Here is a 14966-nt window from a genome sequence, read left to right as displayed (position 1 = left end):
TCAGCGCACCTTCAGCGCGTCCAGCAGCATCGGCAGCGAGGCGTGCAACTCCCGCTCCCAGTACGCCCAGCGGTGGGTGCCGGGACCGTAGAGGTTGGTGATCACCTTTTTTGCGCCGACCCGCTTCAGCTCGTCGGCCAGCGCCTGGTTCTGCCTGTTGAAGTCCGCCTCCAGGGCGTCCCTGGCGCCGGGCGGGTCGAGCGGGCCCGCCGTGCCGTCGCCGCAGGAGAGGTAGACCGGCGTCGACTTCAGCTTCTTGGCCAGGTAGTACGGGTCGTGGGCCTGCCAGATGGCGCGCTGGTCGACCGGGTCGCCCCAGACGCGGCGCGGGTCGTCGCCCTGGCCGCCGAAGAAGCCCATGATGCGGTTGACCGACTCGTCGTTGAGCAGCGGGTGCGCGGCGCCGGAGTAGGCGGCGGCGGCGCGGAACATGCCGCGGTGGCGGGCCGCGTACATCAGCGCGCCCTGGCCGCCCATCGACAGGCCCGCCACCACGCGGTTGGAACTCGCGCCCCAGTCGCTCTCCAGCAGCCGGCGCAACTCGTCGGTGTGGAAGGTCTCCCAGGCCGGGTCGCCGCCCGCGCCGAAGTTCCACCAGTCGCTGTACCAGCCGTTCCAGCCGGCCTCGGGCATGACGACGAGGACGTTCCGCAGGTCGTCGGTGTCCTCGACGTCGGTCGCCGACGTCCATGACGTGTAGTCGCCGCAGCAGCCGTGCAGCAGCCACAGGGTGGGCCAGTTCTGGCCGGGCTTCTCCGGATCCCAGCCGTCGGGGGTCAGCAGGCGTACGGGGACGGTGCGGCCGCCGAGGGCGGGGGACCGTACGGACAGGTCGACCAGGCGCTCGCCGACCTGCTCGACGCCGACGACCTCGGCGTCACCCCGGGGGCCGCCCTGTGCGGCGGCTTCCGCGGGGCCTTCCGGGGTGGCTGCGGCGAGCGTCGGGGCGGCGGGGACGAGGGTGAGGAGCAGGGCGGTCAAGATGAGGAGCAAGCGGTTTCTCACGGTCTGAACTGCTGTCATGGCGGCTCCCGTTGGTGGTGTGGGTCGCTGGACGTGCGTGTTCGGACGTGCGTGTTCTCGGAGCAGGAAGCGTCGTCAGCGGCTCTCCGGCAGGATCAGCAGCGCGTCGCCGACCGGCCGCTCCCCCGCCGCGTCGGACGGGTCGTTGATCACCTCGCCGCCGACGGCCATCGTGGTCGAGCCGCCGCCGTCGAGGTTCACGGCGTCGCGCAGCCCCAGGGCGCGGGCGACGTCGGCGCTCTCGGGGATGCTGAGGCCGAGGGAGTCCGTGGCGCGGCCGTCCGCGGTGACGAGGACGGTGCGGCCCGCGGCGTCGACGCCGGCGAGGGTGCGCGGGTTCCGCTTGTGCATCCAGCCGTAGGAGAAGCTCGGGTTCGCCGGCTGGACCATGCCGTCCGCGCCGGGCGTGACGTGCGTGCGGCCGTCGCGGACGAGTTCGGGGCCGCCGTTGACGACGGCGGTGCCGGGCGGGGTGGCCAGCGGGCGGCCGCGGTCGTCGCGCAGCCCGTGGCGTATGCGCAGTTGCTCGCCGGGGCGGGCGAGGGCGGCCAGCTCCGCGGCGTGCTCGCCGGTGGCCTGGACGGAGGCGCCGCCGGCCGGCAGCGGGCCGCCGCGCGGGGAGCGCACCTCGGCGACCAGGCCGCGGGCGTCGAGCACCGCCTCGGTGCCGTCGCCCGCGGGGGTGCGGGCCCCGTACTCCTCGGTGAAGGCGACGACTTCGTCGTCGTCGGTGCAGGTCACGTCGTGCCGCGGAAGGGCGGTCGGGGTGTCGTCCGCGGTGCCGCCGCAGTTGCGGATGAGGCCCGGTACGCGGTCGATGCCGTCCAGCGGCAGCGCGCCGCCGCGGGCGGTGACGCTGCCCTGCCAGCCGAGGCGGGTGACGCTCGTGCCGCGGGCGGAGTCGTGGAGCACGAGCGCGGGCCGGGTGCCGACGGACTCACTGAGCACGCGGCCGTCGTAGACGCCGACGCCCGCGGGGTCGCCGGGGGCGCCGGCCTTCGGGTCGAGGACGAAGAACCCGGCGTTGACCCCGGCGGTCGCGCCCGCGGCGGCGGCGAGTTCGCTGGTCTTCTCGCGGTTCTCCAGGTCGGGACCGTACGAGGCGGTGAGCCCGCCGCGGAAGGTGCGCGGGTCGACGGTCAGCACGTCGACCCGCCAGGTGCCCCGCACGCCGGGGTCGCCGTCCCAGCCGGTGTACGCGGCGGAGCCGGCGTATCCCGCGGCGACCAGCCGGGCCCGTTCGGCGTTCGCGGCGGCCTGCCCGTCGAACGAGCCGACGCGGACCCGCCAGCCGAGGGTGCCCCCGGCGAAGTCGGCGACCGCGGGCGTCGTGACCTCCTCGGCGCGGGCGGCGAAGCCGGCGCCGGTGAGCTTCGCGGCCAGTTCCTCGGCGCTGGCCCGGTCCCGCAGGGCGGCGGGGGGCGCGTCGGGGTCGGGCGATCCTGCGCCGCCGGGGATGGACACCTCGACGGTCCAGGGGAGTTGCGGGCTGCCGGCGCCGCGCACGATGCGGGTGAGGGTGACGCCGGGCTGCAGCGTCTCGGTGGTCCTGGTCTCGGTCAGGCCGGTGTCGCCCAGCGGCAGGGGCTTCGCCGCCGCCGGGGAGGCCGGGGCGGAGGGTGCGGACGACGCCGGCACCGACGCCGCCGATGACGTCATCGCGGCAACCGAGGCGAGGAGCGCCAGGACCGTGCCCGCGCCGAGCAGTTTGCTGTTCACGAGGACCTCTCCGAGGTGACGCACGAGGCGGCCCCGCCGGCACCAGGAGTGCCGGCGGGGCCGGTGGACCAGCCTCAGCAACCGTGAGCGTGATCGAGACCGCCGTCAAGACGTCGGGGACAACTACCCCCCGCCGTCAGCGGCTCCGGTGGGTGCGTACGTAGTCGAACTTCGCGACCGCTCCTTCCTTGTTCATCGACACCAGCCCGATCTGCAGCCGCTCGTCCCCGGGCAGCGTCCACACCCCGTTGTGCACCCAGGTACGGCCGTCGCGGCTGGTGGCCGCGCGCACCTCGTGCTCGCCGTTCTCGGCGTCGTGGTGGTACGACAGCCGCAGCCACATGGTGTCGGCGGTGGGGCCGCCGAACATGGGCGCGTTGGCGACGGGCGTCGGCGGCGAGGTGGTGGGGCGGCCGCCTTCCTTGCCGAACTCGCTGACGTCGAGGACCGTGCCGCCGCCGCGGTTCAGCGGCAGCGCGGAGTGGGTCATCTTGAAGTACTTGTCGTCGTCGGCGTAAAGGAGCAGTCCGGCCTGCTGGTTGGGCTGGGCGGGGTCGAAGCCGAGCTTCGCCGTCACCGTGTAGTCGCCTTCGGGGGCGTCCCGCAGCAGTACGGAGGCGGTGTTGTTGTTCAGGTGCAGCTCGCCGTTCTGCGTGGGCCAGACCAGTTCGCCGCCGTCCGCGGTCACGCCGGGTGCCGGGCCGCGCAGCCACCGCCACGGGGAGCCGGGCTCGGTGCCGGGCACGGCGGCGGAGTCGAACTCGTCGCCGTAGCCGGGCAGGAGACGGCCCGTGGCCGGCTCGGGTACGCGCTGGGTGACCGGCTCGTAGAGCCGTGCCGCGCCGACGTTGTCGGCCGCCGCCCCGCCGCCGCGCGCCGCGGTGCCGACCGCGCCGGCCCCGGTGGCGGCCCCGGGCAGCTTCCGCTCGTGGGCGGCGACGGCGTCGCGCAGCCGGTCGCCGCTGACCTCGACGGTCATGCGGCCGCCGCGGATCTCGACGGTGACGTTGTGCCAGGAGTCCCAGTCGTACGAGGCGGGCAGCGGCGTCACCTGCTCGCCGTGGCTGCGGCCGCCCACGACGACGTCGGTGACCAGCGCGCCGCGCGCGCGGTCGAGCCAGGCGGTGGTGTGGTTGCGCGGATCGCGGTAGGCGAGGGTCAGGCCCGCCGCGCCCTCGGCCGAGGTCACCCGCAGGTCGGCCTCGGCGCGCAGGTCGCGCGGCGCGGTGTCGCCGGTGACGAGGAACGCCGTGCCGTCGCCGCCGCCGTGGGTCGCGTACGGGCCGGAGTCGGCGTCGTCCGCCACCGACCAGCCGCCGGTGCCGGCGCCGTCGGCGCGCCAGCCGTCGAGGGAGCCGCCGGCGAAGGTGCCGCCGGCGTCCCAGTCGGTGACGGGGGCGCGCTGCGGGCCCTCGGAGGGCCCGGCGCCCGCGCGGACGACGGGCCAGCCGCCGATCCAGTCGAGCCGGTCCATGAGCATCGGGCGCCGGGTGAGCTGGCGGTCGGGCAGCTCGGGGAAGCGGTCGAGGTCGGGGTTGTCGGCGGGGATGCCGTGGTAGACGAGCCAGTCCTGGCCGGCGAGGTCGGTGGTCAGCCCGTTGTGTCCTGGGCCGATCCAGCGGTTGCCGTTGGCGCCGAGGACGATGGCGCCCTTGCTGGTCGGCGCCATCAGGTCGACGCCCTCGTCGTCGCGGAACGGCCCGGTGGGGCTGGTGGAGCGGCCTGCCTTGACCTGGTAGCCGCTGTACGCGCCGTCGCAGCAGCCGGCGTCGGAGTAGAAGAGGTAGTAGTGGTCGTCGCGGCGGACGACGAACGCGCCTTCCATGCGCCGGCCCTGGGCGACCTTCGTCACCTCGCCGGTGATGCGGGTCCGGTCGGCGTTCATCTCGGCGACGCAGAGGATGTCGTAACTGCCCCAGTACAGATACGTCTTGCCGTCGCGGTCGGTGAACTGCGCCTGGTCGATGCCGCCGGTGGGGCAACCGCTGGGCGCGGGCAGCACGGGCCCGGTGTCCGTCCACGGTCCGGTCGGGGTGGGCGCGGTGGCGCCGCCGACGGTGTCGCGTCCCGGGACGGAGTAGTAGAGGGTGTAGCGGCCGTCGTTGTAGCGGATGTCGGGGGCCCACAGCCGGGAGCCCCGGTGCCACTCGGGCTGGGTCTCGGGGGTGAAGACCTCGCCGGCGTACTCCCAGTTCGCCAGGTCCCTGGACCGCAGGATCGGCAGCATCCGCTCGCCCTGCTCGCCGCCGGTCTGGAACACGGGGTTCTGGGTGCCGTAGGAGTACCAGTAGCCGTCCTTGCCGCGGATCGTCACCGGGTCGGGGAAGGTGTCGACGACGCCGTCGGTGACCGGGTTGGTGTACGTCCCGGGGGCGCTCTTCTTTTCCGGTGCCGACGCCGGGGCCGACGCCGGGGCCGACGCCGGGGCCGACGCCGGGGCCCGGGCGGGTGCCGGGTCCGGGTCCGCGGCCGTCGCCGACGACAGCGGCAGCAGTCCCGCGAGGAGCGCGCACAGCAGCAGCGCGGTCCGTGTCCACGTCCGTCTCATGCGGTGGTTCCTTCCGGTTCGAATGCGCTGAGGGTCGGGTCGTAGTCGAGGGCGCCGACGTCGTACATCGGCGTCATCCAGTGGTAGAAGTTGTCGCCGCGCTCGCGCAGCAGGTCGTACAGCCGGCGCAGCATCCGGCGGCGTACGGGGAGCATCTCGGGGTGCGCGTAGCGGTTGGTCAGCTCGTGCGGGTCGGCGTGCAGGTCGTACAGCTCGTTGACGGACTCGGGGTTGACGACGAGCTTGTAGCGCTCGTCGCGGATCATGCGCTGCGGGTACGGGAAGTGGTGGCCGTGGAACTCGGCGAGCAGCTCCGCGGGCCACTCGGGGTGCTCGCCGCGGACCAGCGGCAGCAGGCTGCGGCTGTCGACCGCGGGCGCGGTGTCGCATCCTGCGAGGTCCAGGATGGTGGCCGTGCAGTCGGTGAGGGTCACGAACTCGTCCCTGACCTGCGGCGGGGCGCCGGGGACGCGGACGATGCCGGGGATGCGGTAGATGTCCTCGTACATCGCCGGGCCCTTGTCGTGGAGCCGGTGGGCGCCGGTGAACTCGCCGTGGTCGGCGGTGAAGAACACGGCGGTCTCGTCGGTGAGGCCGAGTTCGTCGAGGCGGGCGAGGATGCGGCCGATCTGCCGGTCGATGAGGGTGACGTAGCCCCAGTAGACGGCGATCAGCTTGCGGGTGACCTCGATGGGGAGGGTGTCGAAGGTCCAGTGCGCGCTGTAGTTGCGCTGGACCGCCGGCTTGCCCTCGAAGGTCTCGGCGATGGACTGCGGCAGCTCGACCAGATCCGGGTCGTACATGTCGTAGTACTCGTCGGGCAGCAGGTAGGGCAGGTGCGGGCCGAAGAAGTGGGTGGCGAGGAAGAAGGGGCGGCCGGTGGCCGCGTAGGCGTCCAGGTGCTCGATGGCGCGGGTGGCGAGGTAGTGCTCGAAGGTGGCCTCGGCCGGCTGGTGGAGGCGGGCCGCGAGCAGGTTGCCGGGGTTGCCGTTGGGGGTGGTGCCGCGTACCGGATCGGAGATCCGGTACGGCGGCAGCCCCCGCTCGTCGAGGTAGGCGAGGTAGTCGGGGTGGTCGACGGGGTTGTGCCAGCCGGGCAGGTCGGGCCCTTCGAAGCCGTAGGAGGCGGCGTTGCGGTGGGTGCCGCCGTGCCACTTGCCGATCAGCCCGAGCTGGTAGTCGCGCTCGGCGAGCGCGCCGGGGAAGGTGAACGCGTCGTCCCGCAGGTCCTCCAGATAGCCGACGTTGCGTTCGTAGTTGGCGAGCAGCCGGTGGCGGAACGGCGCCTGTCCGGTGAGCAGGCTGGCGCGGGCGGGGGTGCAGATGGCGGTGGGGGTGTAGCACCTCCCGAACCGGGTGCCGGTGGCGGCGAGCCGGTCGAGGTGGGGGGTGGCGACGTGCGGGTTGCCGTAACAGCCCAGGGTGTCGACGCGGTGCTGGTCGGTCATCAGGAACAGCAGGTTCACTCTTGCCCTTTCGAGGAAGCCCCGGCGTTCGGACCGGGGAGGAACCGAATCCTCATCCCGGCGTCGGGGGACGGCGCAGCGTCATAAGCGGCGGAGGGGTTGTCAGTGGCTGCCGGTAGGTTGCGTGCATGAAGCTGGTAGTGCAGGTCAGGTTGCTGCCGACGCCCGAAGAGGCGTCGGCACTTCAGCGGACGCTGCACGCCTGCAATGCCGGGGCGAACCGGGCCTCTGCAGTGGCGTACTCGACGGGCAAGCGGTCGCGTAACGACCTGCAGAAGGAGGTGTACGCCGAGCTGAGGGCAGACTTCGGTCTGTCTGCCCAGGCCGCCGTCAGGACCTTGAAGAAGACAGTGGATGCCTACACCACCCTCAAGGCCAACGTGCGGGCGGGAAACCTCGGCCCGCTCGGTTCGAAGCGCAGAGTCAGGGCCGAGTCGAAGCCGATCGTGTTCCGCCCGGACGCGGCGCAACCCTACGACGACCGGATCCTGTCCTGGCAGCACGACGCCCGCACGGTCAGTATCTGGACCACCGCCGGGCGCCTGAAGGGCCTGTGTTACGCCGGGCATCCGGAGCAGGTGGCGCTGCTGGTGAAGTACCGCAAGGGCGAGAGTGATCTCGTGCACCGTGCCGGGAAGTGGCTGCTCCTCGCCGTTTGTGAGGTGCCCGAGCCCACGGTGTCGGAGCCGAGAGGCTGGGTCGGTGTGGACCGGGGCATGGCGAATCTGGCCACCACCAGCGACGGCACCAATTACCAGGGTCGTCGCCTTGGGCGCTACCGGCGCTGGCGGGCCCGTAAGAGGGCGGAACTGCAGGCCAGACAGACCCGCAGCGCGTCCCGGCGGGCCAAGCGGATGGCCCGCCGGGAGACCCGGCATGCCGCCCACACCAACCACGAGATCAGCAAGGAGATCGTGGCCGTCGCACAACGCACCGGACGCGGCGTCGCCGTCGAGGACCTCGGCGGAATCCGCGAACGGGTACGGCCTTCCCGCGACCAGCGGGCCGCGCTCTCCTCCTGGCCGTTCCGACAGCTCGGTGAGTACCTGGCGTACAAGTGCCGCCGGGCCGGTGTGGCGTTTCTCGAAGTCGACGCCCGCCATACCTCGCAGCGCTGCCCGCGCTGCGGCCATACCGAGCGCGGCAATCGGCCGACCCGGGATCACTTTCGTTGTCGTCGGTGCGGGCTCGCTGGCCCGGCCGACCACGTCGCCGGGGTCAACGTGCGTGAGCGCGCACGCCTGGCGTGGGGCTTCGTCAACAGTCCCGCACTGCAAGAGACCTAGCACCTCCTCTCCTGTGGTGGATGCGACCCGTGGCCGTCCTGTCGTAGGGGGCAGCCGGGAGCGCGAATCGGTGTGAAGACCAACCAGGCCATCAAGCCCGACCCTTCAAGACCGAGAAGTTGACTTGGCGGACGCCTTCGTGTAGAGGTCGCCGAGGTAGTACTCCGCCGGGTCGGGGGCCTGGTCGAGCTGGCCGGTGCCGACGAAGAACTCGGCGAGGTCGTTCAGCCAGCCGCCGACCGTGCCGTCCTCGGTCTTGGCGACGAGGTCCTTGGTGGTCAGCAGCTCCTGGTTGGCGGCGTCGGCCTTGACCTTCTCCTCGTCGAGCTTGAGCATCGCGGCGGTGTCGGCGACGGACTCCTCGGGGTTCTCGTAGCGCCAGTCGTTGGCCTTCTGGAGCACGCCGACGACCTTGGTGGCCAGCTCGGGGTCGACGCCGGTGCCGGCGACGAAGGCGTTGGGGAAGTAGCCGTTCTCGAAGTCGCGGGTGCTGGCGACCTCTTCGAGGTCGGGGACCTTGGCCTTGATCTCGTCGATCATCGGGTACCAGAGGCCGGCGCCGTCGATCTGGCCGGAGGAGAACGCGGAGACGATCGTCGCGGGGTCCATCGGCACCTTCTCGACGTCGTCGATGGACATCCCCTCCTCCTGGAGGGCGAGGCCCAGCGCCATGTCGCCGGAGGTGCCCTCGGGGACGCCGACCTTCTTGCCCTTGAGGTCGGCCAGGGAGGAGATGCCGGGCTGGGCGATGACGCGGTCGGCGTAGCCGAGGGTGTTGACGGCGATGACGTCGGCCTTGCCGGAGGCGGGCAGCCACATGGCGCCGGGGCCGATGTAGCCGAAGTCGAGGTCGCCGGCGCCGAGGGCCTGGATCTGGATGGGGCCGTTGTTGAAGACGGAGACCTCGGCGTCGAGGCCGGCCTCCTTCCACAGGCCCTGCTTCTCGGCGATCGCCAGCAGGCTGGCGCCGTTGTAGTCGTTGATGTAGCCGAAGCGGACGGTGGAGCCGTCACCGCCGCCGCCGCTGTCGTCGGAGCAGGCGGCGACCGGGAGTGATATGAGCGCTACGGTGAGTGAGAGGGCGAGGGTACGGCGGGTCGCGCGCATGCGGAGTGGTCCTTTCGGGGTGTGCTGAAGTCCTGTGAGGTGTACGGGCGTCGGGGTGCGGGTCAGGCGGCGGCCGGGGCGGTGCCCTGGTGGTAGACGGAGTGCCAGACCTCGTTGCGTATCCGGCCGAACTCGGGTGACAGCCGGATCTCCTCGGTACGGGGGTAGGGCAGGCCGACGTCGACGATCCGGTGGATGCGCCCGGGGCGGGCGGCCATCACGACCACCCGGCTGGCCAGGTAGACCGCCTCGTCGACGTCGTGGGTGATGAACATGACGGTGCGCTTGTCCTGGCTCCAGGTGTCCAGGAGCTGGTCCTGCAACTGCACCCGGGTCAGCGCGTCGAGCGCCCCGAACGGCTCGTCCATCAGCAGCACCTGCGGGTTGACCGCGTACGCGCGGGCGATGGCGCAGCGCTGCTTCATGCCGCCGGACAGGGTCTTGGGCAGCGCGTCGGCGAAGTCGGTGAGGCCGACCAGCTCGATGGCGCTGTCGGCCCGCTTCCTGCGCTCGTCCGCCGCGAGGCCGGCGAGCTTCAGCCCGAACTCGACGTTCCGCCGCACGGTCAGCCAGGGGAAGAGGGCGTACTGCTGGAAGATCACGCCGCGGTCGGGTCCTGGCCCGGTGACGGGGCTGCCGTCGACCAGCACGTCGCCCGAGGTGGGTTCCGCGAGCCCGGCGGCCATGTTGAGCAGCGTGCTCTTGCCGCAGCCCGAGGGGCCGACGACGGTGACGAACTCGCGGTCGGCGATGTCCAGGGACACCCCGTTCAGCGCGGTGAAGTCGGTGCCCTTCATCGGGAAGGTCTTCACGACGTCCCGGAAGGAGATTTTCTCGGTCATCGGCGCTCCTGCCAGCCGGTGAGACGCCGTTCGGCGAGCAGCAGCAGCCGGTCCATGACCAGGCCGAGCACGCCGATGGTGATGAGTCCCACGAAGATGGTGTCGAGGTCGTAGTAGGTCTGGGCGTGCTGCATGCGGAAGCCCAGGCCCTCCTGGGCGGCGATCAGTTCCGCGGCCACCACGGTGGCCCAGGCGGCGCCGAGGCCGATGCGCATGCCGACGAGGATGAACGGGGTCGACGCCGGGATCACGACCTTCAGGAAGATCACGCGGTCGGAGGCGCCGAGGACCCGGGCGGCGTTGATGAGCGTACGGTCCACGTCGACCACGCCCTGGAAGGCGGCGACGACGCACGACAGGAACGCCGCCAGGAAGATGACGAAGACCTTCGGGGTCTCGCCGATGCCCATGAGCACGATCGCCAGCGGGATGAGCGCCAGCGGCGGGATGGTGCGGAAGAACTGGACGTACGGCTCCAGCAGGCCGCGGGCCGTGGGGTACCAGCCCATGAGGAAGCCGACGGGGATCGCCAGCGCGGTGCCGAGCGCGAAGCCGGTGAAGACGCGGCGCAGGCTGGCGAGCAGGTCGTCGGCGAGGGTGCCGTCGGCGATCAGGTCGCCGGCCTTCTGCGCCACGGCGAGCGGCCCGGGCAGGCTCTCGACGTTGAGCGCGGCCAGCACCGCCCAGAGGGCCACGCCCGCGGCGAGGGCGATGACGTTCAGTACGAGGGAGCGGACCTGGCCGCGCCGCTCGCTGCGGCGCGTGCGTGGCCGGGCGGCCCGCTTGCGGGGTGTGGTGATCACGGCCATACGTACCTCGTTCGTCTCACGCGTCGTCCTGGGGACCGGCGTCTGCGGGGTAGTGGGAGAGCAGGGGGGACTCGTGCAGCACCAGCGCGATGGCGCCGAGCGCGCCGCCGGTGGCGCCGAGGGTCGCGGGGCGCAGCACCACGCGGTCGCGGGAGGCGGGCATGATGTGGGCGCCGAGGGCCTTCTCGATGGGGCCGGTGAGCGCCTCGCCGGCGCGGGCGAGTTCGCCGCCGATGACGATGACGCCGGGTCCTATGGCGTTGCAGACGGCGGCGAGCACGGCGCCGATGTGGGCGCCGGCGACGGCCAGGACGGCGCGGGCCGCGGGGTCGCCCGCGGACAGCGCGGCGGTGAAGGCGGCGAGGTCGTCGGCGCGGCCGCCGGCCGCGCGGTAGGCGTCGAGTACGGCGCCGACGGAGGCGACGGTCTCCAGACAGCCGGCGCCGCCGCACTCGCAGGGCGCGCCGGCCGGTACGGCGGTGACGTGGCCGAGTTCGCCGGAGAGGCCGAACGCGCCGCGGTGCAGCGAGCCGCCGACGATGAGCCCGCCGCCGACGCCGTGCGAGACGCGCAGGTACAGCACGTCGGCATCGTCGGCGGCGGCGCCCCAGGTGGCTTCGGCGAGCGCGGCGAGGCGGGTGTTGTTGTCCAGGAGTACGGGCACGCCGAAGCTCTTGCGCAGCAGGTCCGACAGCACGTCGAGGCGGCGGTCGCCGGCGGTGAGGTCGCCGGGGGCGCCGATGGGGCCGACGACGCCGACGCCGATGGCGTCGAGCGCGCCGAGGCGCAGCACGCCGCCGGTGAGGGTGCCGACGAGCCGCTCCGCGAGCCGTACACGCTCCTCCCACGACAGGTCGGGGGCGTGCTGCTCGCTGGCGGAACCGACGATCTCGTGGGCGACGTTGACGGCGGCGACGTGGACGGCGCGGCGGGCGAAGTCGATGCCGAGGGCCTGCCCGGCGTCGGGGTTGAGGGAGAGCTTCTCCACGGGCCGGCCGCGCCGCCGCTCCTCGGCCAGCGGCACGGCGGCGACGACGGCGCCGCTGGCGATGAGGTCGCCGACGATGTCGTAGAGCGTGGTGCGGGACAGCCCGCAGCGGGTCCCGAGTTCGCCGCGGCTGAGGGGGCCGTGCTTGCGCAGCAGGGAGAGCACGAGCTCTTCGTGCTCGCGGCGGAGGCGGGAGAGGGGGCCTGCGGAGGGGTGCATGGCCGACAGCATGGGGACGCCCCGAGTTTTTCGTCAACAGGTCGGAAAAAAGAAACACAGGGCCGCAAGACTCCCGTCACAAAACTCCGTTGCGGCTGCTGCACGATGGATCTTGCGTGACCTGCGGCGATGCTCCGGGGCGCGGACCGGGCGGTGACTGCGGCCCGACCGGATTATTTTTCCGGCCTGTTGACGAAAATCTTCGGGCGTTCGCATGCTGTGCGCCAGGCTGCCGCCGGCGCGAGCGGCACGACGAGGGAGGACGAGAGAAGATGACCCACTCAGCGAGCGGTTCGTCCATCGGCCGGCGGTCCCTGCTGGCCGGCGCCGGCTCCGTGGGAGCGGCGGCGGCGCTGGCGCCCGTACCGGCGTCCGCGGCGCCGCGGTCCGCAGATGCCGCAGGTGCCGCCGATGCCGCCGGTGCCGCAGCCGTCCCGGCGGCCGGGGGCGGCAGCGGCAACGCCTCGGGGAACTGGCCGGACCCCGAGCCGTACGGGCTCGCCGACACCCGCGCCGACCTGTGGCCGCGCGACGACAACTCCTTCGTGCTGCCGCTGGAGTTGCGCCCCCGCGACGAGGAGCGCGGTGTGGTGTGGATGCGCGACACGTACGTCAACTGCTTCTCGGTCGACGGCCGTCCGCTGTACGTCGCCACCGGCACCACGCGCGTCCCCGGGCTGGAGACCGCGAGCCCGTGGAACGACGGGATCTTCGTCTGGACGGCCCGCTCCCTGCGCGGCCCCTGGAAGCTGGCGGACACCACCGGCATCCGGCCGGACGCGGAGAAGGGCAAGGTGTGGTCGCCGGAGTTCGCGGGCGAGAACCGGCCCGGGCGCACCGTCGTCGCGCCGTGGCAGGAGTACTGGCACGACGACATGTTCGGCAAGCGCGCCAACGCCTGGGCGCCGGAGGTGCACTACTTCCGCGGCCGCTGGTACATCGTGGCGTGCATGGGCGACCACTCGCGCCTGGTCGGCTCGTTCATGCTGGTGAGCGAGAGCGGGGTGGAGGGACCGTACCGGCTGGTCGAGGGCAGTCTCGACAAGCCGTTCGGCGATGTGGTCAAGGGCGGCCCGTCGTTCATCGAGCCGGGCGCGTACCACCACATCGACGGCAGCCTCTACAGCGAGGGCGACGACGCCTGGCTGGTCCTCCACAACGACCTGTACGCGAAGTTCCGCGACGACATGGAGGACATCGTCCCGGCGACGAACCTGCCGCGTTTCGAGCAGCAGCGCTACTCCCCCGAGCCGTATCTGGAGGGCGCGTACGTCTTCAAGCACCGCGGGAAGTACTTCCTGCTGCACGCCGCGTGGGACCGGGCCTCGCTCGACGCGTACGGCAGCACGCGGCACGCGTACGAGCCGGGCGGGGCGGGCCGCGTGCAGTACCAGTACGACGCGGTGGTGGCCGTCGCCGACCGCTTCGAGGGCCCGTACTCCAGGCGCTGGACCGCGGGCGTGGGCGCCGGGCACAACAACTTCTTCGCGGACGCGGGCGGCCAGTTGTGGGCGACGTTCTTCCGCAACCCCAACTTCGGCTACTGGGCCGACCCCGCGCGCATCGCCGACGCCGCGGTCCCCGGCGTCGTACGCCTGGAGTGGACCGGCGGCCCCGACGGGCGCATCTACGTGCAGCGCCGCCGGGGGCGCACGGCCGCGGACTGACCGCACTCCCCCCGCTCCCCTCCCGGCCCGCGGTGATCGCCGCCAGGGGCACGGCGCGCGGCGGACCGGTGGCAGACTGGCACCGGTCCGCCGAAGGAGCCCGCAGTGTCGATGATCAAAAGCCTCCGCCACGTGGTGCGCAGGACACCCCGGCGCACCGTGGACCTGAGCCACCACGCCCGCTCGCCGCTCGGCAGCGCGGTGGTGAACTGCGTGTCGTACCTGGACGGCGCGCGCCTCCAGCAGGGCAACTGCCCGGCCGCCGAGGCACTGCGGCAGGTGCGCAGGCGCGGGCACGGCTTCGTGTGGATCGGGCTGCACGAACCGCGGCAGGAGGAGTTCGCCGGGCTCGCGGACCTGTTCGGGCTGCATCCGCTGGCGGTGGAGGACGCGGTGCACGCGCACCAGCGGCCCAAGGTCGAGCAGTACGACGACACGCTCTTCGCCGTCTTCAAGACCGTGCGCTACGTGGAGCACGCGGAGCTGACCGCGACCAGCGAGGTCGTCGACACCGGCGAGCTGATGGTCTTCGCAGGACCCGACTTCGTGATCACCATCCGGCACGGGCCGCACGGCTCGCTCGGCCCGCTGCGCGAGGCGCTGGAGGCGGCGCCCGAGCAGCTCGCCCAGGGCCCGGCGGCGGTGCTGCACGCGATAGCCGACCACGTCGTCGACGACTACCTCGCGGTGACCGACGCGGTGCAGCGCGACATCGACGACGTGGAGTCCGCCGTCTTCAGCGAGCACGCCCGCAGCGGCGACGCGGGCCGGATCTACCAGCTCAAGCGCGAGCTGCTGGAGCTGCGCCGGGCCGTCGCCCCGCTGGACCGGCCGCTGCAGCGCCTCGCCACCCGTCCCATACCGCACATCGCACCGGGGATCCGGGCCTACTTCCGGGACGTGGCCGACCACCTGCAGCGGATCACCGACCAGATCACGTCGTACGACGCGCTGCTGGACTCCATCCTCCAGGCGCATCTGGCGCAGGTGACCGTGGCGCAGAACGAGGACATGCGAAAGATCACGGCATGGGCGGCGATCATCGCGATCCCGACCATGGTGTGCGGGGTGTACGGAATGAACTTCGACCACATGCCCGGGCTGGAGTCGGTCTACGGGTATCCGGCGACGCTGCTGGTCATCGCGGTCGCGTGCTACGTGGTGCACCGCGGGTTCCGGCGCAACGGCTGGCTCTGAGGCTCCGTAGCGCGGCTCTGGGACAGGTGTCCGGATCCCGCGGGCGGGCGCCACTCCGATCCGTTACGAAGTTGGCGTCCTTCTTGACTTAGAAT

The 14966-nt window shown here is 72.4% G+C and carries 11 protein-coding genes; 3 read left to right on the top strand and 8 right to left on the bottom strand.

The window, feature by feature from the left end; translation table 11 throughout:
- From OG946_RS29890 to OG946_RS29875, 4 genes are all read right to left on the bottom strand, one after another.
- The gene (locus OG946_RS29890; protein ID WP_326799067.1) at window positions 1-1023 is read right to left on the bottom strand and encodes an alpha/beta hydrolase; all 1023 of its coding nucleotides are present in this window, start codon (window positions 1021-1023) and stop codon (window positions 1-3) included.
- Window positions 1024-1098: 75 nt separating this feature from the next.
- Window positions 1099-2742, bottom strand: coding sequence for a phosphodiester glycosidase family protein (locus OG946_RS29885; RefSeq protein ID WP_326799066.1), 1644 nt, complete (start codon window positions 2740-2742; stop codon window positions 1099-1101).
- 136 nt (window positions 2743-2878) lie between these two features.
- Entirely contained in the window at window positions 2879-5290 is a 2412-nt protein-coding gene (locus OG946_RS29880; protein WP_326799065.1) for a family 43 glycosylhydrolase, read from the bottom strand.
- Entirely contained in the window at window positions 5287-6756 is a 1470-nt protein-coding gene (locus OG946_RS29875; protein ID WP_326799064.1) for a sulfatase-like hydrolase/transferase, read from the bottom strand. Before OG946_RS29875 ends, OG946_RS29880 begins: the two co-directional genes overlap by 4 nt.
- A 128-nt stretch (window positions 6757-6884) precedes the next feature.
- Between OG946_RS29875 and OG946_RS29870 the strand changes: the two genes are divergently transcribed.
- A complete protein-coding gene (locus OG946_RS29870) occupies window positions 6885-8042 on the top strand; it encodes an RNA-guided endonuclease InsQ/TnpB family protein (protein WP_326799063.1) in 1158 nt (385 codons plus the stop codon).
- 105 nt (window positions 8043-8147) lie between these two features.
- Here OG946_RS29870 and OG946_RS29865 read toward each other — a convergent pair whose 3' ends face one another.
- The 4 genes from OG946_RS29865 to OG946_RS29850 all read right to left on the bottom strand — a co-directional run bounded on the left by OG946_RS29865 (window position 8148) and on the right by OG946_RS29850 (window position 12019).
- Complete coding sequence (locus tag OG946_RS29865) at window positions 8148-9149, bottom strand: aliphatic sulfonate ABC transporter substrate-binding protein (protein ID WP_326799062.1); 1002 nt, start codon at window positions 9147-9149, stop codon at window positions 8148-8150.
- A 62-nt stretch (window positions 9150-9211) separates the two neighbouring features.
- Entirely contained in the window at window positions 9212-9991 is a 780-nt protein-coding gene (locus tag OG946_RS29860; protein ID WP_326799061.1) for an ABC transporter ATP-binding protein, read from the bottom strand.
- Window positions 9988-10800, bottom strand: coding sequence for an ABC transporter permease (locus tag OG946_RS29855; protein ID WP_326799060.1), 813 nt, complete (start codon window positions 10798-10800; stop codon window positions 9988-9990). The genes OG946_RS29860 and OG946_RS29855 overlap by 4 nt, the downstream gene beginning before the upstream one ends.
- A gap of 16 nt (window positions 10801-10816) precedes the next feature.
- Window positions 10817-12019, bottom strand: coding sequence for an ROK family transcriptional regulator (locus OG946_RS29850; RefSeq protein ID WP_326799059.1), 1203 nt, complete (start codon window positions 12017-12019; stop codon window positions 10817-10819).
- Window positions 12020-12279: 260 nt separating this feature from the next.
- Between OG946_RS29850 and OG946_RS29845 the strand changes: the two genes are divergently transcribed.
- Together OG946_RS29845 and OG946_RS29840 are read left to right on the top strand one after the other, a co-directional pair.
- Window positions 12280-13674 carry a family 43 glycosylhydrolase gene (locus OG946_RS29845; protein WP_326799058.1) on the top strand — a complete coding sequence of 465 codons (1395 nt, stop codon included), beginning with the start codon at window positions 12280-12282 and terminating at the stop codon, window positions 13672-13674.
- Window positions 13675-13785: 111 nt separating this feature from the next.
- Complete coding sequence (locus OG946_RS29840) at window positions 13786-14871, top strand: magnesium and cobalt transport protein CorA (protein WP_326800404.1); 1086 nt, start codon at window positions 13786-13788, stop codon at window positions 14869-14871.
- Window positions 14872-14966 lie beyond the last annotated feature (95 nt).

The organism is Streptomyces sp. NBC_01808, assembly GCF_035917395.1.
Lineage (GTDB): Bacteria > Actinomycetota > Actinomycetes > Streptomycetales > Streptomycetaceae > Streptomyces.
This window is presented reverse-complemented; position numbering and strand designations above follow the sequence as displayed.

Coding starts and splice junctions, on each gene's coding strand:
- OG946_RS29890 (WP_326799067.1), bottom strand. CDS start 1,023: ATGACAGCAGTTCAGACCGTGAGAAACCGCTTGCTCCTCATCTTGACC.
- OG946_RS29880 (WP_326799065.1), bottom strand. CDS start 5,290: ATGAGACGGACGTGGACACGGACCGCGCTGCTGCTGTGCGCGCTCCTC.
- OG946_RS29870 (WP_326799063.1), top strand. CDS start 6,885: ATGAAGCTGGTAGTGCAGGTCAGGTTGCTGCCGACGCCCGAAGAGGCG.
- OG946_RS29865 (WP_326799062.1), bottom strand. CDS start 9,149: ATGCGCGCGACCCGCCGTACCCTCGCCCTCTCACTCACCGTAGCGCTC.
- OG946_RS29860 (WP_326799061.1), bottom strand. CDS start 9,991: ATGACCGAGAAAATCTCCTTCCGGGACGTCGTGAAGACCTTCCCGATG.
- OG946_RS29855 (WP_326799060.1), bottom strand. CDS start 10,800: ATGGCCGTGATCACCACACCCCGCAAGCGGGCCGCCCGGCCACGCACG.
- OG946_RS29850 (WP_326799059.1), bottom strand. CDS start 12,019: ATGCTGTCGGCCATGCACCCCTCCGCAGGCCCCCTCTCCCGCCTCCGC.
- OG946_RS29845 (WP_326799058.1), top strand. CDS start 12,280: ATGACCCACTCAGCGAGCGGTTCGTCCATCGGCCGGCGGTCCCTGCTG.
- OG946_RS29840 (WP_326800404.1), top strand. CDS start 13,786: ATGATCAAAAGCCTCCGCCACGTGGTGCGCAGGACACCCCGGCGCACC.